Source organism: Gracilibacillus kekensis (assembly GCF_900143085.1).
In the GTDB taxonomy this organism is placed as follows: domain Bacteria; phylum Bacillota; class Bacilli; order Bacillales; family Amphibacillaceae; genus Gracilibacillus; species Gracilibacillus kekensis.
Map to the genome: position 1 here is coordinate 404,480 of NZ_FRCZ01000004.1, position 21,191 is coordinate 425,670.

At 33.3% G+C, this 21,191-nt stretch carries 25 protein-coding genes; 5 read left to right on the top strand and 20 right to left on the bottom strand.

The genetic code is table 11. The annotated features are described in order from the left end of the window. Positions 1–646: 646 nt before the first annotated feature. The 10 genes from sigF to BUC25_RS12310 all read right to left on the bottom strand — a co-directional run bounded on the left by sigF (position 647) and on the right by BUC25_RS12310 (position 8,100). On the bottom strand, positions 647–1,399 hold the full coding sequence (gene sigF, locus BUC25_RS12265; RefSeq protein ID WP_073202189.1) for an RNA polymerase sporulation sigma factor SigF: 753 nt from the start codon (positions 1,397–1,399) through the stop codon (positions 647–649). Positions 1,400–1,402: 3 nt separating this feature from the next. Next, on the bottom strand, positions 1,403–1,843 hold the full coding sequence (gene spoIIAB / locus BUC25_RS12270) for an anti-sigma F factor (protein WP_073202153.1): 441 nt from the start codon (positions 1,841–1,843) through the stop codon (positions 1,403–1,405). Then, positions 1,840–2,193: an anti-sigma F factor antagonist gene (gene spoIIAA / locus BUC25_RS12275; protein WP_073202154.1), complete on the bottom strand. Its 354-nt coding sequence runs from the start codon at positions 2,191–2,193 to the stop codon at positions 1,840–1,842. Before spoIIAA ends, spoIIAB begins: the two co-directional genes overlap by 4 nt. Before the next feature lie 133 nt (positions 2,194–2,326). Then, the gene (locus tag BUC25_RS12280) at positions 2,327–3,523 is read right to left on the bottom strand and encodes a D-alanyl-D-alanine carboxypeptidase family protein (protein WP_073202155.1); all 1,197 of its coding nucleotides are present in this window, start codon (positions 3,521–3,523) and stop codon (positions 2,327–2,329) included. A 334-nt stretch (positions 3,524–3,857) separates the two neighbouring features. After that, positions 3,858–4,745 carry a site-specific tyrosine recombinase XerD gene (xerD, locus tag BUC25_RS12285; protein WP_073202190.1) on the bottom strand — a complete coding sequence of 296 codons (888 nt, stop codon included), beginning with the start codon at positions 4,743–4,745 and terminating at the stop codon, positions 3,858–3,860. 12 nt (positions 4,746–4,757) lie between these two features. Continuing rightward, entirely contained in the window at positions 4,758–4,976 is a 219-nt protein-coding gene (locus BUC25_RS12290) for a DUF4227 family protein (RefSeq protein ID WP_073202156.1), read from the bottom strand. A gap of 65 nt (positions 4,977–5,041) precedes the next feature. Further along, on the bottom strand, positions 5,042–5,521 hold the full coding sequence (gene fur, locus BUC25_RS12295) for a ferric iron uptake transcriptional regulator (protein WP_073202157.1): 480 nt from the start codon (positions 5,519–5,521) through the stop codon (positions 5,042–5,044). Between the two features lie 104 nt (positions 5,522–5,625). Then, complete coding sequence (gene spoIIM, locus BUC25_RS12300) at positions 5,626–6,270, bottom strand: stage II sporulation protein M (protein WP_084543460.1); 645 nt, start codon at positions 6,268–6,270, stop codon at positions 5,626–5,628. Positions 6,271–6,386: 116 nt separating this feature from the next. Next, positions 6,387–7,553: an endonuclease Q family protein gene (locus BUC25_RS12305; protein WP_073202158.1), complete on the bottom strand. Its 1,167-nt coding sequence runs from the start codon at positions 7,551–7,553 to the stop codon at positions 6,387–6,389. A gap of 1 nt (position 7,554) precedes the next feature. Beyond that, entirely contained in the window at positions 7,555–8,100 is a 546-nt protein-coding gene (locus tag BUC25_RS12310) for an NUDIX hydrolase (RefSeq protein WP_073202159.1), read from the bottom strand. Between the two features lie 185 nt (positions 8,101–8,285). Here BUC25_RS12310 and BUC25_RS12315 point away from each other — a divergent pair, with 185 nt between their 5' ends. After that, positions 8,286–9,200, top strand: coding sequence for an aldo/keto reductase (locus tag BUC25_RS12315; protein ID WP_073202160.1), 915 nt, complete (start codon positions 8,286–8,288; stop codon positions 9,198–9,200). A 159-nt stretch (positions 9,201–9,359) separates the two neighbouring features. Here BUC25_RS12315 and BUC25_RS12320 read toward each other — a convergent pair whose 3' ends face one another. Both BUC25_RS12320 and BUC25_RS12325 read right to left on the bottom strand, forming a co-directional pair. After that, positions 9,360–9,686: an iron-sulfur cluster biosynthesis family protein gene (locus tag BUC25_RS12320; protein WP_073202161.1), complete on the bottom strand. Its 327-nt coding sequence runs from the start codon at positions 9,684–9,686 to the stop codon at positions 9,360–9,362. An 11-nt stretch (positions 9,687–9,697) separates the two neighbouring features. Continuing rightward, positions 9,698–10,486, bottom strand: a complete 789-nt coding sequence (locus BUC25_RS12325; protein WP_073202162.1) for an SDR family NAD(P)-dependent oxidoreductase — start codon at positions 10,484–10,486, stop codon at positions 9,698–9,700. A 164-nt stretch (positions 10,487–10,650) separates the two neighbouring features. On the opposite strand from BUC25_RS12325, the gene BUC25_RS12330 reads away from it, so the two are divergent. Beyond that, positions 10,651–11,382 (top strand): glycerophosphodiester phosphodiesterase, encoded by a 732-nt coding sequence (locus BUC25_RS12330; protein ID WP_073202163.1) that lies wholly within the window; start codon positions 10,651–10,653, stop codon positions 11,380–11,382. 16 nt (positions 11,383–11,398) lie between these two features. Continuing rightward, positions 11,399–12,313: a ribonuclease Z gene (rnz, locus tag BUC25_RS12335; RefSeq protein ID WP_073202164.1), complete on the top strand. Its 915-nt coding sequence runs from the start codon at positions 11,399–11,401 to the stop codon at positions 12,311–12,313. A 320-nt stretch (positions 12,314–12,633) separates the two neighbouring features. On the opposite strand, the gene BUC25_RS12340 is transcribed toward rnz, so the two are convergent. Beyond that, the gene (locus BUC25_RS12340) at positions 12,634–13,740 is read right to left on the bottom strand and encodes a DNA polymerase IV (RefSeq protein ID WP_073202165.1); all 1,107 of its coding nucleotides are present in this window, start codon (positions 13,738–13,740) and stop codon (positions 12,634–12,636) included. A 163-nt stretch (positions 13,741–13,903) separates the two neighbouring features. After that, positions 13,904–15,010: a M20/M25/M40 family metallo-hydrolase gene (locus BUC25_RS12345; protein ID WP_073202166.1), complete on the bottom strand. Its 1,107-nt coding sequence runs from the start codon at positions 15,008–15,010 to the stop codon at positions 13,904–13,906. 96 nt (positions 15,011–15,106) lie between these two features. Between BUC25_RS12345 and prli42 the strand changes: the two genes are divergently transcribed. Continuing rightward, positions 15,107–15,211 carry a stressosome-associated protein Prli42 gene (gene prli42, locus BUC25_RS19395; protein ID WP_156416115.1) on the top strand — a complete coding sequence of 35 codons (105 nt, stop codon included), beginning with the start codon at positions 15,107–15,109 and terminating at the stop codon, positions 15,209–15,211. Positions 15,212–15,330: 119 nt separating this feature from the next. Here prli42 and BUC25_RS12350 read toward each other — a convergent pair whose 3' ends face one another. From BUC25_RS12350 to BUC25_RS12360, 3 genes are all read right to left on the bottom strand, one after another. Next, a complete protein-coding gene (locus BUC25_RS12350; protein ID WP_073202167.1) occupies positions 15,331–15,762 on the bottom strand; it encodes a BrxA/BrxB family bacilliredoxin in 432 nt (143 codons plus the stop codon). Between the two features lie 84 nt (positions 15,763–15,846). Further along, the gene (locus tag BUC25_RS12355) at positions 15,847–17,655 is read right to left on the bottom strand and encodes a sensor histidine kinase (protein WP_073202168.1); all 1,809 of its coding nucleotides are present in this window, start codon (positions 17,653–17,655) and stop codon (positions 15,847–15,849) included. A gap of 27 nt (positions 17,656–17,682) precedes the next feature. Next, complete coding sequence (locus BUC25_RS12360) at positions 17,683–18,666, bottom strand: BMP family ABC transporter substrate-binding protein (protein ID WP_073202169.1); 984 nt, start codon at positions 18,664–18,666, stop codon at positions 17,683–17,685. 190 nt (positions 18,667–18,856) lie between these two features. Here BUC25_RS12360 and BUC25_RS12365 point away from each other — a divergent pair, with 190 nt between their 5' ends. Further along, entirely contained in the window at positions 18,857–19,558 is a 702-nt protein-coding gene (locus BUC25_RS12365; RefSeq protein WP_244535177.1) for a TerC family protein, read from the top strand. Here BUC25_RS12365 and BUC25_RS12370 read toward each other — a convergent pair. The 3 genes from BUC25_RS12370 to BUC25_RS12380 all read right to left on the bottom strand — a co-directional run. Continuing rightward, positions 19,548–20,186 carry a trimeric intracellular cation channel family protein gene (locus BUC25_RS12370; RefSeq protein WP_073202170.1) on the bottom strand — a complete coding sequence of 213 codons (639 nt, stop codon included), beginning with the start codon at positions 20,184–20,186 and terminating at the stop codon, positions 19,548–19,550. The two genes, BUC25_RS12365 and BUC25_RS12370, sit on opposite strands and share 11 nt — an antisense overlap. 2 nt (positions 20,187–20,188) lie before the next feature. After that, positions 20,189–20,818 (bottom strand): transporter, encoded by a 630-nt coding sequence (locus tag BUC25_RS12375; RefSeq protein WP_073202171.1) that lies wholly within the window; start codon positions 20,816–20,818, stop codon positions 20,189–20,191. A gap of 37 nt (positions 20,819–20,855) precedes the next feature. Continuing rightward, positions 20,856–21,191 (bottom strand): IS30 family transposase (locus BUC25_RS12380; protein ID WP_139251822.1); only part of this gene is annotated, 336 nt, incomplete at its 5' end.

A 21,191-nucleotide genomic window follows, 5' to 3' on the forward strand; every position in this document is an offset into this window, starting at 1 on the left:
TTTTATGTAGGGTAATGTAATTTTATAATGATATATTTCTAGTATGAGAACTTTTCACATAAACATGCATAAAAAAATCACTCGTATACATTAGACCAAACTGCGAAGTAACTGATGGTTATTTATGAATGCAAGTGATAATTTTGAATGAAAGTATGTGCGTAACAGCCGCTACGGCCTGCCCACTTCGCTTTCCGGGGGCATGCTCTTCAGCTAACTTTGAAAAGAAAAACACTTTTCAAAGTGGATCTTCAGAACATGCTAATCCCCCAGGAGTCGAAGTGGACGCCTGCGCTAGATAAATTTCTACAGAGAATGCAAGAGTTAAAATAATGACTACTATCTCAGCATTTCTGGAATGGCCGAATTTATAACTGTTAAAACCGTTGTAGAATCTATTTATAGCGTAGGCCGCCCACTTTCACTCCTGTGGGAATGTTTTACCTGAAGATCCACTTTTTCAAGCGGTCTATGCTTGAAAAAGTTAGCTGAAGGGAAAACCCCACGGAAAGGGAAGTGGGCAGCCGGAGCGGATAACTAATAAACAATTCATTTCAAAATTATCACGACTCTTTCTTCGCAGTTTAGTTTTTTTATGAATTAATTCTGATTTTTAAAACAATTAAGACTACCCGAATGGATAGTCTTAATTGCTTATTTCCTCTTTGATTTTCTCTAGTATTTTCTTTTCAATGCGTGATACTTGTACTTGAGAAATACCAAGGCGAGTGGCTACTTCTGTTTGTGTCTTATCTTTATAGTATCTTAGATAAACGATAAGCCGTTCACGTTGATCTAATTCATTTATTACTTGTTCGATCGTCATTTTGTCAAACCAATTATCATTTACATCTGCAATTTGATCTAATAAAGTAATGGGATCCCCATCATTTTCATAAACCGTTTCATGAATCGATTGTGGTTTCTTGGTTGCTTCTTGAGCATGGATAATATCCTCGGGAGATAAGTCTAGTTTATTTGCAATTTCCTGGATAGTTGGTGCTCTGGAATATTCCTTAGTTAAATCGTCCGTAGCATGCCTGATTTTATTACCTACTTCTTTTAAGGAACGACTAACCTTTACTGTACCATCGTCCCTAATAAATCGCTGAATCTCGCCTATTATCATTGGTACTGCGTAAGTAGAAAACTTTACATCATAAGCTAAATCAAATTTGTCAATTGATTTTATTAAGCCTATGCATCCAATTTGAAATAAATCATCTTGATCATAACCTCTATTCATAAATCGTTGAACAACGGACCAAACTAACCTGATATTCTTCTCAACCAATAAGGATCTTGCTTCTTCATCTCCCTCTTGACTTAATGCAATATACCGTTTGACCTCTTTATCCTCTAATGGTGATGCATTCGACATTTTTGTTTTCATCGGCATCACCTAATTACACATGCTTTTCGAAGTTTGAAAATCTTTCGTCATTTTCACTTTGGTACCTTCACCTGGATAAGAAATGATTTCAACTTTATCCATAAAGTTCTCCATGATCGTAAAACCCATTCCTGATCGTTCCAATTCTGGCTTTGAAGTATATAGTGGTTCTTTTGCCAAATCTACATTTTCAATTCCTAACCCTTTATCTTCTATTAATACAGATAAACTGTTATCCGTTAAAGTACAGGAAATAAAGACATATTGTGTCGGATCTTCTTCATATCCGTGAATGATTGCATTAGTAACGGCTTCTGATACAACTGTCTTTATCTCTGTAAGCTCATCCATATTGGGGTCGATTTGAGACACAAAGGCAGCAACCGAAATCCTAGCAAATGCCTCATTATCGCTTACACTTTTAAATTTCAATTCCATTGAATTATTCATGACGCCACCCCCAAGCTAGTCAAAGCAAATACTTCATCAGATTCTAAGCGAATAATTTTAAATAAGCCGGACATGTCGAAAAGTCTTTTTACTGCCGGATTGACTGAGCAAACAATCATTTCTCCACCTAACTGTTTTACTTCCTTATAACGACCTAACACTACACCTAATCCTGAACTATCCATAAAGTGTAATTGACTTAAATTTAAAATAACATGTTTTATTTCTTTTTTTTGTAACCATTCTTGCCATTCTATTTTTAATCGAGCAGCAGAATGATGATCTAATTCTCCATCTAAACGAACGATAAGTACATCCTCTACAATATTAAATTGTGAATGCAATTGCATCAAAAATCCCTCCCAATTCATTTCTGTAGTACTATTTTCTATATCTCTTTAAAACAATCCTGCTTATTGACAAAACTAGAACAATATCGGCTTAAAAAGCTGATTTTTTACATAGATGTCGAAAAATTAATACTTAAAAAAAAGACTGAAAGGTTCGCTTGAATAATTGAAACACATTCGCATGTTTGATATCATCTTTCACAATCAAATCTGTTTCACTGATCACCTTTCCTTCTTCCATAACTTGCAGTTTACCTACCATACTTCCTTTTTCGACTGGTAGATCTATATCTTGATTAATGGTTATTTTTGTTTCTATTTTGTTCAAATCAGTTCCCTTTTGATATAAAATGGAAACCGAATCATTAGTTACGACATTCACTTTTTGCTTATCTGCTTTTAACCATTCAAAAGAAGTGACAGCTTGATTTTTTTCATAAAGTGGTTTCGTTTCATATTTTGCATAGGCATAATCAAGTAACTGGCTTACGTCACTATTACGTTCTTTTGTACTTCCTGCACCCAATACAACAGCAATAGTCCGCATTTCATTCTTTTCTGCGGTTGCTGTTAAACAAAATTTTGCTTCATTTGTGTAACCTGTTTTCAGACCATCTACTCCATCATAAAATCGAACCAGTTTATTTGTGTTCACCAGCCAAAACTCATTATCCTGACCTTTACGTAAATAATCTTCGTAGATACTTGTGTACTTGGTAATATCTTCATATTTTAATAATGCTTTCGCCATGATCGCCATATCATGTGCAGTACTGTAATGATCATCTGCTGGTAATCCTGTGGAATTTTGGAATTTAGTAGATTTTAACCCTAGTTCCTCCACTTTTTTATTCATCATTTCTACAAATGCTTGTTCACTGCCTGCAATTCTTTCGGCCATAGCGACACTTGCATCATTTCCTGATGCTACGGCAATACCTTTTAATAAATCTTCTACAGACATTTCTTCTCCTGTTTCCAAAAAGATTTGCGACCCACCCATAGATGCCGCATTTTCACTGATTCTAATTGACTCGTCAAGAGATAGTTGAGCATTCTCGATAGCCTCCATGATCAATAATAGAGTCATAATCTTTGTCATACTTGCTGGTGGTAATTTTTCATTTGCATTCTTATCAAAAATGATATTACCTGTATCTCGTTCTATTAAAATTGCTGATTGAGAATGTTTAGCAAGATCAAGAGATTTATTCTCATTAACCTCCATTGAAACATGATTCTCCTCATGGTGTGCAAGTACATTCCCGCTAAAGATACACAATATACTCAGCGCGCATACTAACATTAAACTTATTTTATTTTTCAACATTCGTCACCTCCGATTAATAACATTTCTATTTTTCCCAAATTAGCTGAAAAGTATAACCATTTTTAAAGTAAACTTATAAATAGACTTAAATTCTCTGTGGTATATTTCTAAAAGGTTATCTGAAAGATAGAGTCAATTACATTTTCTACACCATATAAAGTGCTTCCGCTAAAATGGAGATAAGTGTTAATATGGGCGACGTTTCATTTCATATTGTTCATAAATCCCGACAAGTTAGTTGTTAAATTTAAAACGGTAATTGAATACCAAAATACTACCGGTTATATATTTTCCGCGCAATAAAAAAAACGTCACTATGTTACAAGTGACGTTTTTAGGCTCTAGGGTGATGTGATTTATAAATGTCTTTAAGTCTTGACTTTGATACATGGGTATATATTTGAGTCGTGGAGATATCTGCATGACCGAGCATTTCCTGAACAGCTCTAAGGTCTGCACCATTTTCTAACAAATGAGTGGCAAATGAATGTCTTAGTGTATGGGGGGATAATTCTTTTTCTATACCAGCAGTTTTTGCAACATCTTTAATGATTTTCCAAAAACCTTGTCGTGATAATGGATTACCATGATGATTAACGAAGACTGTTTCTGTTGACTTCTGTTTTACAAATTGCAATCTGGCTTGTCCTATGTACGTCTCTAAAGAATCTTTTGCAATATCTCCTAAAGGTACAATTCTTTCCTTTGAACCTTTTCCAAAACAACGAACAAAACCCATTGTCAAATGTAAATCGTTCATTGTCAGGCTAATTAATTCCGTTACTCTCAAACCCGTAGCATATAAAGTTTCAAGCATGGCTTTATTTCTTATTGTATATTTATCTGTCGCTGGTATAGTTAGTAATTTATCTATGTCCTTTGGTGAAAGAACTTTTGGTAATTTACGATTAGCTTTCGGTGTTTCTATATGCAAGCTAGGATCCTCTTTCAACTGATATTCTCTAATTAAAAATTGATGATACAAGCGTAAAGTAGATAACATTCTAGCAATGGTTGCAGAGGATTTTCCTTTATCATTTAGCATATACAAAAAGTGCATTACATCTTGGCGACCAACGTCTTCCCATTGAGTGATACTACGATGTTCTTTCAAATATTCAACATATAACAATAGATCCCGTTTATATGCTTGGATAGTGTTGGTAGACAATCCTCTCTCAATCCTCAAAAAATGAAAGAATTCTTCTATAGGATATTGCATCTCTTCCATGTATTATTCACCCAATCGAAAAAATATACTTAAACGCTCCCATACATCTGGATCTTCTTGTTGAAATACTTTCACTGCGTTTCCTTGTGGATACTCGTATCGATCTAATTTCTCATATTCACTGTGTACCGCTTTAATTACATAATAAAATAAAACGGTACACAAAATAAATATAATAAAAAACTTGATCATTTCTCCAAATAGTTTAAAAACGGATGGCATTCGGCATTCTCCTAATAAAAATTAGATTCTATTAGAATTTATACCGAGAATATCCGAAAATATACCTATTTTGCAGCTAATTTTTTTGCTTCACAATTTCGACATATTCTATCTTGACATTTTTGGCATATACCGTGAAAGGTCAAGCGATGATCTTTAACTAAGAAACCCCAATCTGTTTGTACAATAGTTTCAACATCTTCTAAAAGGTCATCCATAATTTCTTCTACAGATCCACATTCAGTACATACCAAATGATGATGGAAGTGCTTCGCACCTTCTTTCCGCAAATCATAACGAGATACACCATCACCAAAATTTATCTTATCTACAATTTTTATTTCAGTAAGTAATTCTAAAGTTCGATATACAGTTGCTAAACCAATTTCAGGTGCTTTATCTTTAACTAATAAATAAACATCTTCAGCACTAAGATGATCCTCTTCACGTTCCAACAATACACGAACTGTCGCTTCTCGTTGAGGCGTTAATTTATAACCTTGAGCGTGCAATTCTTTTTTAACCCGGTCTAATCGATGTTCCATAACGAAGACCTCCTTACATTAATAATTATAAAGAGACAAATGTAAGGTGTCAATTAAAATTATTATAAAAAAGGGATTTTTGTGTTATTTCTTAATAATTATTATCATTTAATAATACGGTCAGATATTATTCTCATCGTTTCAAATGAAACGAATGATTCCAATAAAGCAGCAATGCTGACTATTACCAGTAAACCGGTAAACACAATAATATAACGATAGAATATTTGCAAAATAGGTTGTTTATATCGCTTAGAGAACATGCTTTGCAATAATGTTAGTGAGAAGATCATGGCAAAACTGCTGGCTATTATATAAATAGGAATAATAATTAAATTTTGTGGAGCTATTGCAGAAAATGAAAATATTAAGCCTTTTAAGCCGAGCTGGTTAACAAAAAATCCTACAGTAAACCCAATAGCAACTCCTTTTACGAATAAAAGCACCCAAATAATAGGCAATCCAATAACAGCTATTCCAAGAAAAAAGAGCAAAGATAAAAACTGTATATGATAAAAAAAAGCATTTTTAAATAAACTTTGGTGTGTAACCGTATCTTCTTGTAAATAACTAAGAAAGAATCGTTCTAGATAAAAGTATAGGTCTGTCTTTTGTACAAAATTCATACTATTTACAATAATCGCCCCGAAAATTATACCTGTTATAAAAAGGATTATTGTAAAAATATAAATAGTGTGATACTTAGTGAAATGAGTTGTAATTGGTTTTCTATTTTTAACTGGTTTCAATAGCTTCACATCCTCCAACTTAGTTCTCCATACAATCTATGAATCGATTAATAGAAATAGAACTAATTAAGAAGATCAAGAAATATCGCCGGAACTGTGTACATACCAGTAGGCAATTAATTCTTTAACACTTTCCCATACCTACCTCCTCCCCCTTCTGAAAGATTCACCTTACCATCACGTAAATTTATAATCATTGCAGCTAATTTATTCCCTACTACTTTTATTAGAGCTTCTACTGGAACATAATGAATGATATTCATTTCAGTTCCAAAGTGTTGCAATAGTGTTTCCATTGTTTTTGGTCCTAATCCCGGTAAATATTCTAAAGGAACTTGATACGTATAATTTGGTCTGTCTGTTACCACTTTTTTACTAGAGGCTAATTCTTGAATGCGATCTGACACACCTTTCACAAACTTCATAGAATTACAAGATGGGCAAGGTTTACCTTCCTCCATTTTAGATAAGCAGTTTGCGCATGCGGTTGCATGGTATTTACCTAATTTTGGGTTCATACCAAAGTTTTCTTTAATCTTTCGGTTTGAACGTTTAGTTAAGGCTAATTTTAGTTCATTAAAGTTAGGTTTCTCTAAGTACATTAGTTGATACTCTCTGGCCATTTTCCCTAATGAATGAGCATCAGAATTTGTTACATAAGGAAAGGAATGTAATTCAGTAATTTGATCAGCCATTTTTGTATCAGAGCTAAGCCCTAATTCAATAGCGTCAATCAAATTAGGGTCAAGTACTTCTTCCAGAGAACGAGACACACCTTTACCAAACAAACTTTTAAAAGGGGTAAATACATGGGCAGGAATAAACAAACCATCCAAATCGCGGGTTTTCTTTTGCAAATCGATGGCACTACCGTAATATCGCTGAGAACTAAGTTCGATATTTTTCATGCGTTGCGAAAGCCAATTAGTAAACTGTTCCATGTTTTTCAAATAAGGAAAATAACATAGTACGTGGATTGGCCCCTTACAATTATCGTCATACACCTCAATTTCGGCACCAAGAATCAAAGTGGTATTACGGTATCGAATACCACCATATTCCAGCTCTAGTGCTTTTTCTTGTGAAATTGCGTTTTTAATTTCTGTTTGAACAGCAGGAGCATGGCAATCAATTACACCGACAACATCAATCCCCTTCCTCTCACTCGCTTCTTCCATTATATTGGTTATCGTAAGATTTTTCGAAGCGGTGATTTTTACGGGTTTATCTAGAAAATTGCGACCAACATGAATATGTAAATCTACAAAATAATCTTTTAACATTTTATCTCATACCTTTATTTTTTAAGTATAAAATTGCATACATCGTTTTTGCATCATGAATTTCTTGTGTAGCAATCAACTTTTCCGCTTCTCCGATGGACAATTCCATTAATTCTACAAATTCATCCTCATCTAAAGGTTTAGGTTCCAGTACTTTTTCTAAGGAATTGGTTTCATATAAATAAATAATTTCATTGGCAAATCCTGGCGATGTATAAAATGATGTAATATATTGTAATTGATTAGTGGTATATCCGGTTTCTTCTTCTAATTCTCTTAAAACGGTTATGTCAGGTGATTCTCCTTCTTCTAATTTACCGGCAGGAATTTCTATTAACGTCTTTTCTAATGGCTTACGATATTGTTTGACAAAAATGATTTTATTATCCTGTGTAATCGGAATGATAGCAACTGCTCCAGGGTGTTTTACAATTTCTCTTTTAGAATTTTTTCCATTCGGCAAAAGTACGTCATCTACTTGAACATCTATCACTTTCCCGTTAAAGATAGATTGCGTATTCGTTGTTTTTTCTTCAAAATGCTTCATATATTTTCATCCCTTCTTTCACTTCAATTCCTCTTATCAACCAGTTCTATAACATTCTGTTAATATTTGTAATTACTAGTAGGATATTTAAAACTACTAAGTAGAAGTCTCTCTTTATTGTATTTCTTTCTTGCGATTTGTACAATGGATATATACTAAGCACAGATAGAAAGGATGTACCACAAATGAATAAAAATCAATTAGGAAAATCTAAATTACATGTATCTCCCCTCTCTCTGGGGTGTATGTCGTTAGGGACGAATGTAACGAAAGCTACTAATATTATTGATGAAGCATTAGATCTCGGGATAAATTATCTTGATACAGCAGATTTATATGACCAGGGAAAAAACGAAGAAATAGTCGGAAAGGCAATAAAGCATAAACGCGATCAAGTAATCTTAGGAACAAAAGTTGGAAATCATTTAAAAGAAGATGGAAGTTGGTTTTGGGATCCTCGTAAATCTTATATCAAAGACCAGGTAAAAGATAGTTTAAGAAGATTGCAAGTTGATTATATCGATTTATACCAACTTCATGGTGGGACTATCGAAGATCCAATAGATGAAACAATTGAAGCGTTTGATGAGTTGGTAGCTGAAGGCATTATCAGATATTATGGCATTTCCTCAATTCGACCAAATGTTATTAGACAATATATTGAAAGATCTAAAATTGTTAGTGTAATGATGCAGTACAGCATATTAGACAGGCGACCGGAAGAAGAAATGTTCCAGTTACTTGATCAGCATAATATCAGTGTTGTAACTAGAGGATCGCTTGCGAAAGGAATGTTAAGTAATAACGGATTAGAAGTTACTAATACGAAAGCACAAAAAGGATATTTGGATTACGACAAAGAGTCGTTAATACAAACTGTGAAACAATTAAAAGAGGTGTTACAAGGGAACCAAACGTTAACAGGTCTAGCATTACAATATGTACTACAGAATAGTGCAATAAGTTCCGTTGTAACAGGTGCTAGCTCGATTGAACAATTAAAAGAGAATGTAAATGCGTTAAATCAAAACTTCGAACCCGAGCAATTTAAGCAAGTGCAAAATATTTCAATAGCTAACAAGTACCAGCAACATCGATAATGCTAAGAATAGTAAGTAAATGTACATTACTCTTAATATAATGAAACCATTGGGTTCATGTTCTTCGCAGAAAATTTTAGTGATTTTCTGCGAAGAAAGAGCTGTTCCCATGAGGTGCATTACCATATGATAATACTCTGCCAATATACCAAGGCATTTTTATAAAGTTGCAGACACAGTGCTGACATGAATAAACGGATTCAACATTTCATTCGGGCTAGTAAGTCGGAAAGTAGCACCATTATAATCAAGGGTCATTTCATTAGCGAAAAAAGTGGCTTGCTGTTTGTGGACCACTACTTCTCTTTGATCACATATCACTTGTTGATGATTTTCTTCCTTTTCATCTATTAGTGCAATTGTAGGCATACCGTTTACACCACAACCACACCCTTCGGTATCATATGAAAGGGCTAGAATAGTATTGTCTTTATTGTCTAGTTCTGTTAATTTGTCAAGCGCTTGATTAGTAATAGTTAATCTCATATTATCTCTCCTTATTTTTTATTAAAGGCAGTTTTTAATATAAATTCCATTAATCTTGGGAAGAATTGATAGACTCTACTTCCAACGTGCATCCAAAAGGGCAAATTAATTTCCCTTTTTCCAGTAAACAAATGTTTAATAATTTTAGTAGAAACTTCATCAGGATTTAACATGTACTTGGCAACATTTGATTGATATCTGCCAGTGGGGTCTGCAGTTTCAAAAAAAGCTGTTTTAACTGGGCCGAGATTAACGGATGTTACATAAATTCTGTTTTTTAATTCTATTCGTAATGCATTGGAAAAACTTATTACACTTGCTTTAGTAGCACTATAAATCGCTGCTTTAGGTGTTGCAACTTTTCCTGCTTGTGATCCAATATTAATTATATGCGCAGGAGTTTGTTTTTTCATAATCGGTAACAATCGATATGTAGTATAATATAAAGCGTCCAAATTGAGGCGCAACATATTATCTACTTGTTTCCAATCGGAAGATTCAAATGTCTCAAAGTATCCAATACCTGCATTATTAATTAATACATCAATCGTTTGCACCGATCTTAGAATTTCTTCCAATACATTGCTCCATTGAGCCCTATCGGTAATATCAACCGAATAATATCTCGCTTTTATATGAAAATGATCTTCCATTTGTTTGGATATGGATGCCAATTTTTCTTCAGATCTGGCTATTAAGATGGGTATAGCTTCTTTTTCTGCAACTCTATATGCTAAAGCTTCGCCGATACCACTTGATGCACCAGTAATTAGTATATGTTTTCCTTTTAATTTATTCATAAGATCATCTCCAATTCCATCATATCACATCCGAAAAAATTTAAAGAATAACTTGCATATTGTTAAGATACTGTATATTTTTTATGAATTAAAGATTCCATTGTTGACTTTTTACTAGATGTTAATGACAATCAATAAGTAATAAACTATTATGGGGTGAAAGAATGTCTACAATTATTTATGCACATCGAGGGGCTAGCAAACATGCGCCTGAGAATACTATGCCAGCTTTTGAACTTGGCTACAAACAGGGAGCTGATGGCATTGAGACAGATGTACAGTTAACAAAGGATGGTATACCGGTCTTAATCCATGATGAGACTGTCAATAGAACAACAAACGGAACTGGTTCTGTAAAAGACTTTACATATGAGGAATTACTTACTTTAGATGCAGGAAGCTGGAAATCCTCTTCTTATAAAGGTACAAAAATTCCGACTTTAGACGATTTACTTGCATGGAATAAAGAAAAAAACTTAAAATTAAATGTAGAATTGAAAAATAATATTATTTCTTATCCCGACATTGAAAAAATTGTAATTGAAAAATTAAAGAGTTATAACATGGTAGAAAATACAGTTATTTCTAGCTTTAATCATAAAAGCATTGCTTTGCTTGATTCACTCAACGTTAAAATTGATTATGCGCTATTAACCAGTAAACGAACCTCTGGTATAATTTCATTTAGTAAAGAGATACATGCAAAAGGAATACATATACGCTACCGGCTTTTATCCAATCGTTTAGTAACTAATGCTAAACAAAATGGCTTATATGTTGCAGTTTATACGGTTAATAACCCGTTGTCCATTTCTAAAGTACTGCGTTTAGAATGTCACGCAATGTTTACCGATGTGCCTGAACTAGCGGCTGAAATAAAACAAAGAAAAAAATAGAAAGGAGATTATAGATATGAAGGTAACCTTTTTAGGAACTGGGGCAGGCTTACCAAGCAAAAATAGAAATGTCACTTCCATCGTATTAGACTTATTACAAGAGAATAATACAATGTGGATGTTTGACTGTGGGGAAGCAACTCAACATCAAATCCTACATACTACGATAAAGCCTAGGAAAATAGAAAGGATTTTTATAACTCATCTTCACGGTGACCACATTTTCGGCCTTCCTGGTCTGTTAAGTAGTCGCTCGTTTCAAGGTGGAGAGAAACCGATCACGATTTATGGTCCGACTGGAATAAGAAAATTTATCGAAACCACTATATTACTTAGTGAATCTAAACTTTCCTATCCTATCAATATCATAGAAATTGACGAAGGCATTATTTTTGAAAACGAGCAATTTATAGTGACTGCCAGGAAGCTAGATCATGGTGTTGAATCGTTCGGCTTTCGAATTGATGAAAAAGATACAATTGGACCTCTGTTAGTTGATAAACTTAAAGCGGATGGAATAGATCCCGGTCCTGTTTATCAGTTATTTAAAAAGGAGGAATATGTGGAATTACAATCAGGTACAATCGTCCGATCAGCCGATTATATAGGAGAATCGAAAAAAGGTAAAAGTGTAGCCATCTTTGGGGATACAAGACCAAAAACCGAATTAATTACCTTTTTGTCTAAAATAGATTTACTTGTTCATGAAGCAACTTTTGCACAGAATCAAGAGCAACTCGCTTTAGACTATTTTCATTCAACGACAGAACAAGTAGCATCGATTGCAGCAAAAGCGAATGTAAAAAAATTAATACTGACCCATATCTCTTCACGTTTTCAAGCAGATGATATCGATCAATTAGTAGCAGAAGCAAAAGAACATTTTCAGAACACGACCATAGCCTATGACTTTTATTCTTATCAATTGTAAAATTAGGCTTAATTAACTTGTGTAAGGAATCTACTGTGCACTGAACCATTCTACATAGTAGTAGTAATGTCGAGAAATTATAATGAAGTAACAAAAGTTACAACTACTTCTCGCCTTTTCACGTTATTCCCTCAGCTATTTGCTGTGTTCGGTGCTTAACATCGTTAGCTGACTGGAAATTTTACTGTATGGCAATCACTTCTAAGGCTTTACTTTTGTAGATGTTGTACTTCTGTCAGTGGTAAAAGAAATGGGCAAGATAGCACGATTGCATTGTACAAGCATCATTGAATCTTACAAGCCATTTTAGTGAGTTTTAACTAAAGTTCTTCTTTATACCGAAACAGATCCAGTTGATACGTTAGATTATCTTTAGGAATCGCATGCTGTATGGTAATGCCTAACAACCTAACAGGTTCACCATTCCAATGTTCTTCCAATAATATTTCTCCGTAATATAAAATATCCTGTGATAGTTCTATGAAACGATTTAACTTCATTCTCCTGGTAATGGTTTTTCTATCACTATAGCGAATCATTAATTGGACGGTATCGCCTACAGCTGATTTCCGTTTTAAACGTTTCTCCACACTATCGGATAGGATTTTTAATTGTTCAATTAATATGTCATATTGATGGATGTCCATAGGGAAAGTTTGAGAACTACCGATACTTTTAAAGCTGCTTGCTCTTTCAGGATCCACTGGTCTTGGATCTTCCCCTAAAGCTCTTGTTTTTAACTTTTCTCCGTTTACTCCTAATAAGCCTTTTAATAACATTGTATCTGTTTCGACTAAGTCCTCGATTGTCTCGATCTGATATTTATTTAACTTATCTGCTGTTTTTTTACCGATACCATACATTTCTTCAATCGGAAGTGGCCAGAGCTTAGTAGCTACATCTCGCTTTCTTAATATGGTAATCCCATTTGGTTTTTTCATATCAGAAGCCATTTTCGCCAAAAACTTATTTGGTGAAACACCAATGCTGCAGGGGAGATCTAATTGCTTCGCTAGATGTATTTGAATATCACGAGCTATATCAAGCGGGTTTCCCAACTCATAACTATCGGTGATATCCATAAAGGCTTCATCTATTGAAACAGGCTCAACATAAGGGGTATATTCTTCTAATATACGAAATATTTGACTCGATATTTCTCGATAACGCTCAAAATTTGGTCTCTTTACAATTAAGTTTGGACACAACTTTTTTGCCTGCCAAAGAGACATCGTCGTTTTTACTCCTTTATTCCTCGCCTCATAACTACTCGTTACAATAATTCCTTTTCTTTCATCTGGGTTTCCTGCAATCGCAAGAGGTTTCCCTTTAAGGCTAGGATCATCTGCTATTTCCACAGAAGCATAAAAACTGTTCATATCGACGTGTAAAATGACTCGTCCACTTTTTGGATACCATTCTTTCATTTCATCACACTCATTTTATTGATTCTTTTATTCGGTGTCATCGTCCGTAATATCGCTACCTTCAGAGTTAAACTTTAATTGGTGTGGCAATAAACAGACGACAACTACCTGATATGTTTCATCAAACATTGTGGCTGTTTATAAATCCCTTTAATAAAGTATCTCATTTTATTATCTCATATAACAAGGCTGGTAACTCAGTTAAGTGGGAAATGTGAATCCGTTCATTTTTAGTATGAATATTTTCATATCCCACGCCAAGATTAACAGTTGGAATACCTTTACCTGAAAGGTGATTAGCATCACTTCCTCCGCCACTAATTTTCAAGTAAGGCTGTTTTCCAATAGCTTTTACAGCTTTCATTGCTATTTGTACTACTTGATCAGATTCGTTAAATTGATAATTGGGATACATATATTTTAAATCAATCTCTGCCTCGCCACCCATATGCTCAGAAGTCTGCTTCAATGCAACACACATCTTTTCTACCTGTTCATCTAATTTCTTTATTGATAATGAACGTGCTTCAGCAATTAATAAAACTTGTTCACAGACGACATTCGTTGGTCCTTTCCCTTCAAAGCTACCGATATTAGCTGTTGTTTCTTCATCAATTCTCCCTAAAGGCATTTTTGTAATGGCTTTTGCCGTCATACTGATAGCTGAAACACCTTTTTCGGGATTAACACCAGCATGCGCTGCTTTTCCTTTAATAGTAGCATAAACTTTCACTTGGGCTGGTGCCCCCGTAATGATGGTGCCGACATCCCCATCACTATCTAATGCATAACCATACTGAACAGGAAGATGAGCTATATTAAAATGTTTAGAACCAACTAAACCTGATTCCTCCCCACTCATAATAGCAAAATATATATCGCCATGATCCACAGGTTTTTCCTTAATTAGATGAATCAATTCGATAATCGCTGAAATACCTGCTTTATCGTCTGCACCTAATATGGTCGAACCATCTGAATAAATAACATCATCATATATTTCCGGTTTTACTCCATTCCCTGGTTCGACAGTATCCATATGAGCTGTAAAGTAGATAGCTGGTTTTTCAACATTTGAACCTTTTAATTTTGCAATAATATTCCCTGCTTCATGGCCCGTTTTTTGATGGGATTTATCCTCCATTACTTCTAAATTATTCTCTTTAAACAGTTTAATTAAATAATTTGCTATTTTTCTTTCTTTTTTAGTTTCAGAGGAAATTTGTACTAATTCTAGAAATTGTTGAATTATTCTATCTCGATTAATCACAATGTTTGCTCCTTTTTTAATTATTATTTACTTGTCCTCTTGATTAATTACATGTAAAATATAAATGAGTAGTGTGCGCATAAAGGAGGATTTGAAATGGCATCAAAACGTGAAAAAAGAATAAAAGTAATTATATATATAATGATTCTTGCAATGGTATTATCTACTTTTACCGCAGGTTTAGCAATGTTTGCAAACTAATTCAGAATTTCTGTCTATCAAGTAGAACATATACTAGTAGCAGTTATTAAGACACGTAATAGTTTGTTCAAAAAATAACAGGAAAAGACATCCATAGATTGGATGTCTTTTCCTTCTTCTTATAATTCCTCACAATGTTGATCAAACATTTCTTGAAGCTTATTTACAACTTCTACAGGACTATGTCCTTCAATTTCGTGTCTTTCCACCATTTTTTGAATTTTACCATCTTTTAATAGAGCGAAAGATGGTGAAGAAGGCTGATATCCTTCAAAATACTGTCTCGCTAATTCTGTAGCCTCTCTGTCTTGACCTGCAAAAACTGTTACTAATTGATCTGGTCGCTTATCATAATGGATAGCACTTGCAGCTGCTGGTCTCGCAACTCCACCCGCACAACCACAAGTTGAATTTACCATAACTAAAGTTGTTCCTTTTTTTTCTAAAGCTTCTTTAACATCTTGCGTAGTAGTTAACTCATCAAAGCCAGCCTGTCTGATTTCATTTCTTGCCGAATCTACTATATCACCCATAAACAGATTAAATTCCATTATCAATCAATCCTTTCTTTTGGAAATACCTTTTCTAAATAGTAACAACATTAGAAACTATTTTCAATTCGAATGCCTAGTTCTTTATTGATTTTTAATTAAAGGCAAAGTAATTTTAAAGACTGTACCTTTGGGATTGCTTGAATCTAACATTATCTTTCCTTGATGATTCTTAATTATTCGACGAACTACATTTAAACCTAAACCTGTACCATTCGATTTTGAGGTTGAAAATGGTTCAAACAGTACTTTTTTGATTGATTTTGGAATACCTGATCCATTATCAGAGAAATAAATAACATACTCATCATCCTCAACCTGTGTCTCAATCGTGATCAAACCATTATCCCCAATAGCATCTTTGCTATTTCTAAATAAGTTTAAGAAAACTTGTTTTAATTGTTTTTGATCAGCTAGTATATATTCATCTCGTATATCTGTAATAACTTTTATATTTTTTGCTTCCAATGAACTGTACATTAACGGTAATAAATCATTTAATAGTTCAGAAAATATTATCATGTCTTTTTCGGGTTTTTGATGATTAGACATCAACAACATTTGTTCCACGATTGAATATAATCGATCAATCTCTTTCATCATTAAATGGAAATTATATTTTTTCATTTCTTCAGATGACATTGACTCTTTCATAAGAGTTAAAAAGCCATGTATAACAGTTAATGGATTGCGTATTTCATGGGCTGAACTAGCTGCCATCTCTCCTACTAATGCCAATTTCTCAGATTGAATTATTCGATTTTCTAAAATAGCCGATTCTGTAATATCGACAAAGTAAAGGATCTTTCCAGTAGTTATCTGATTATGATCTTTTAAGTTACTTTGTGATACCAAAAAGACATAATCCGTTTCATCAATAGTAAGATTAATCTTTTTATTTATAATCGATTCATCTGACAATAACATTTGAAAAATAGGATATTGACCTTGTTTCTCCATTAAATCACTATCATTTATTTTTTCCCCTTCAAAGTGAAATAATCCTCGAACAAAGGAGTTTGCTAAATATACTTTTGCGTTATTATCATACGTAATAATGCCAATTGGTAAAGAGTTCAACGTTTGTTCATGCTTCACCTTATCTTCAACAATTTGTTGGAAGGACTGTTGCAAACTAGTCGACATTTGATTAATAGAGGTAGCTAAACTTTGTAATTCTATTTGCGTTGAGCTGCCTATAGTCTCGCCATAGTTTCCATTTGCAATTTTATTAACTTTACCTACCATAGTTTCTATAGGTTTCGTTATGCTTTTGCTCATTTTAAAAGAGAAATATAATGATAATAGAATACCTAAAACAGTAATGAGCAATAAAAAATAAAGTGATTTTTCAATTATCTTCGGATATGTGTTCGTGTTATTTTGAAGTGCATTAAATTCCGAGTTACGTTTCGTAATAATTTGTTCTTTTAAAAGTTCTAATTTAGGTAAGTATTCACTATTAATTACATTTTCAGCTGCCTCAGTTTCATTATACTCGAGTAATCCAAAGACTTTATTTGTAATAATAAAGTCTAGTAACATCAATTGATTATGTAAAGACTCCACATTTTTGGGGATTGGATATTCCTCTTGTAAAGATGTATTATTCTTAACTATGTCATGCTCCGAAAAATCAGCTTGAAAGTCTGAAGTAAAATTATCATTAACGTGATTTGTAACGAGCTGCTTTTTTATCTCTAATTCTTTTTCCCACTGATTATACCATATTAAGGTTGGAATATTTTCATCTTTAATTGCATTTGTTACTTTACTTACGTCTTCAATAGACTGTATTAATAAAAGAGAAAAACCGCTAAAAATAAACATAACGATAAGGAGAATGCTCAATAATTTGTTGCGAAAAGATAATTTATTAAAAAAGGTTACCATTACATTTCTCCTAACCTACTTGATTCCTTAATATTCAATAATTTGATTTGTTAAGTCTTCCATAATCGATATTTCTTCTTCTGAAAACATCGGGCCAAGTGGAGCAAGTCCATATACCCCATCATTAGAGTCTAGTATTCTTTTCTCAGATATCATTTCATCTTCATTCAAATAATTTTTAACGATTGCCATGTAAGCTTGAGGAACATTATTTAGTACACTAGTCAACACTGCATCTTTAGCCATATAGGATTGGTCTTCAAGATAACCAATAACATAAATGCCTTTTTCTTTTGCATAGTTAATTACTTCTTGATTGTAACTGTTTCCTTTTGAGTAGATAACGTCCACACCATTGTCAATCATTTCAGATGCTACATTTTTTGCTGTTGACTTATCTGTTCTTTCAGGAACTACTTCATAAATAAGATCAATATCTTTATTTATTTTTTTTATACCTTTTGGAAATCCCCAATCAGAGTGCTCATTATCTACTGCATCAATTAAGCCTATTTTTTTGGTCTCTGTTTTTAAAGCTGCTGCCATTCCAGCAACAACTTCTATTTCATTTTGATTAAACGTATAAACAGCCAAATTATTCTCCAAATAATCTCCATGTAATGTGGCAAATTGCGTATCTTTAAACTGGTTTGCAATTCTGTAAAATGGTTCTGAAAATTCTCTGCCATGACCAATTACCAGTTCATATCCTTCCGCTACATATTCTTCAACTGTAGGAGAAACTTCAGTACTTATTTCTATCTCACCTAGTACTTCAACTTCGGCATTATATTCTTCTTCTACTAATAGTTTACCTTTATATGCTAAACTTCCCCAACTTTGATCATTTAAAGTATCACCAGATAATATTAAGACTTTAATTGGGTCTGTTTCAGAAGCATTCATATTATTCATGATTTGATTTGATTTAAATAACAGAAACACAATAAAAATAGAAGTTACTGCTAATGTTACTGCTATTATGTATTTTAATTGCTTTTTTGCTTCCATACGCCTACTCCTTAGTAATTAGTAACATTTTCATTATACATAAAAAGACAAGATTTGAACACACTTTTACAAATTTCATTATATTTCGACATGTATTGCATATAAAAAGTAGTAATAATTAAATATTAGACAAGCATATAGTAAAGTGAAGACGTACAATAATTGATGGATTGTAAAGGGGGATTAACCGGTGACTACCTTTTTAATTGCGCTAAATTGGGCAAATATAGATTGGATGAGTTTGTTACATATTATTACTATTGATATTGTTCTTTCAGGAGATAACGCTCTTATTATTGCTATGGCAACCAAAAATCTAAATAAAAATCTTCAGAATAAAGCCATCTTAATTGGTGTGGCAGGTGCCATAATTTTACGTATTATATTTGCAAGCGGAATAATATTTCTTTTAAAGTTCCCGTTCATTTATTTAGTAGGTGGTTTACTGTTGATTTGGATTGGTTATAAGATATTGATTAAGGATGAAGAAGTACAAAACATTACATCACATCAATCGCTATATCATGCCGTGTTCACAATTATCATGGCAGATATCATTATGAGTTTAGACAATGTAGTAGCGATTGCTGGTGCGTCTAAAGGTAATGTAACGTTGTTAGCAATTGGTGTTATGATCAGTATTCCCTTAATGATTTTTGGAGCAAAATTTATTGTGCATTTACTAAAACGTTATCCTTATTTAATGTATATAGGTTCAGCAATATTAGTCTATACAGGTGTAGATATGATGGTACATGAACCTATCGTTCATCAATTTTTTCTATTGGAATCTGGATGGATTACAATCATAATGAGCCTTATTATTACCTTAGGAGTTATTATTTCAGGATACATTACAAATAATCAAACGAACCATAAAGCTATGAATTGATGGTTCGTTTGTTTACCCCAGTCTTTTTATGAACAATTGGTACATTCCATTTACATTTTACTGCAAGGATACGAATGCTTAGCGTGATCGTTAAGCATATATACAAGCTTATTATCGGAGATAAGAGTTCATAAGTGCTAATTAATGCTATCGAACCAGCAATAGAAGCAATCCCATAAATCTCTTTACGAAACACTAATGGCACTTCTCTTACAAAAACGTCTCTCAACACACCACCGCCAATTCCAGTAACTAAGCCCATGGCAACAATTAAAAACGGTTGTGAGTAATCTAAATTAATTGCTGCATTTGCACCAACCGCAGTAAAAACACCTAATCCAATAGCATCAGAAAACAAAATACCATGTTCAAAACGGTTGATTTTATCATAAAATAGTATGGTGGCGATACTCGCTAACAGGCTAACTAAAAAATATTGCGGATCCGCTAAATTAGTAGGTGGAATATTCCCAATCATTAGATCTCTTATGACACCACCTGCCAAGGCGGTAGTTAAACCTAATAGTATCACACCAAATACATCTAGATTTTTCTTTATCGCAATTAAAGAACCTGAAATCGCAAATGCAATAGTTCCTATATACACAAATGCTTCTATTAAAAACATGATTATCCCCCACTTTTCATTGATGAGAATATCTTTTTACGTTCATGCCAAAATTTTTCTAATTTATCAAATAGCCATTGCAAGACTAATCCTTGGATAATCACTCCAAAAATTGAAGTTATCGTTAATAATATGATACTAGGAAAATGATTAATCGTCTCTAAACTATTTGCAAAAATAAATAAATGTTGAGATACAATAATAAATGCTTCATGCCAAAAGGATAAGTTGTTATTCAATTGCCATATAACAACCGTTTCGATGAACAACAAGACCGGAACCGCTAATAGTATTATTAATTTCTTCGTATAACTAAGCTTTCTAAGATAAGGGCTAATATAGTATTTAGTAATGGTTTTAATTCGAAACAAATACACGATTCTAACGATACGAGCAACTTGAAACAACTGATCTAAAGGTATTACAGCAAGTAGTAATAACGGATTCTTCTTAATAAAATCCCATTTGTTTTTAACTAGAAAAATGCGAATAATATAATCTACTAAAAATATGATCCAGACAATGAAATTTATAGTTGAATTTACTGTATGGTCAACCCAAAGTGTCAGGATCGTAAGTATCACCAATAAAATCATTATTATATCATACATTATACGAGCTTTCTGTTGCATGTATATCACACCAAATCTTATTATCATTGACCTTTTGTCAAATTAAGTGCAACAGTTCTTCCTGAAACGCTTCGTGTGTAGTTTTCCAATTCAAGCATTTTCTTGGTCTATTGTTAATTAAAGATAGAGCTCCTTCTAACTCATCATTGGAAACGTTGGCTAAATCCGTTTGCTTAGGGAAGAACTCTCTTAAAAGCCCATTCGCATTCTCATTACTACCACGTTGCCAAGATGAATAAGGATCCGCAAAATACACTTTGATGTCGGTATCTTGTTCAATGGTACGATAACAAGCGAACTCTTTGCCTCTGTCTACTGTGGCTGTTTGAAAGGCACCAGAGGGTAATTGTTCATTTAGCGTTTTAATAGCTTG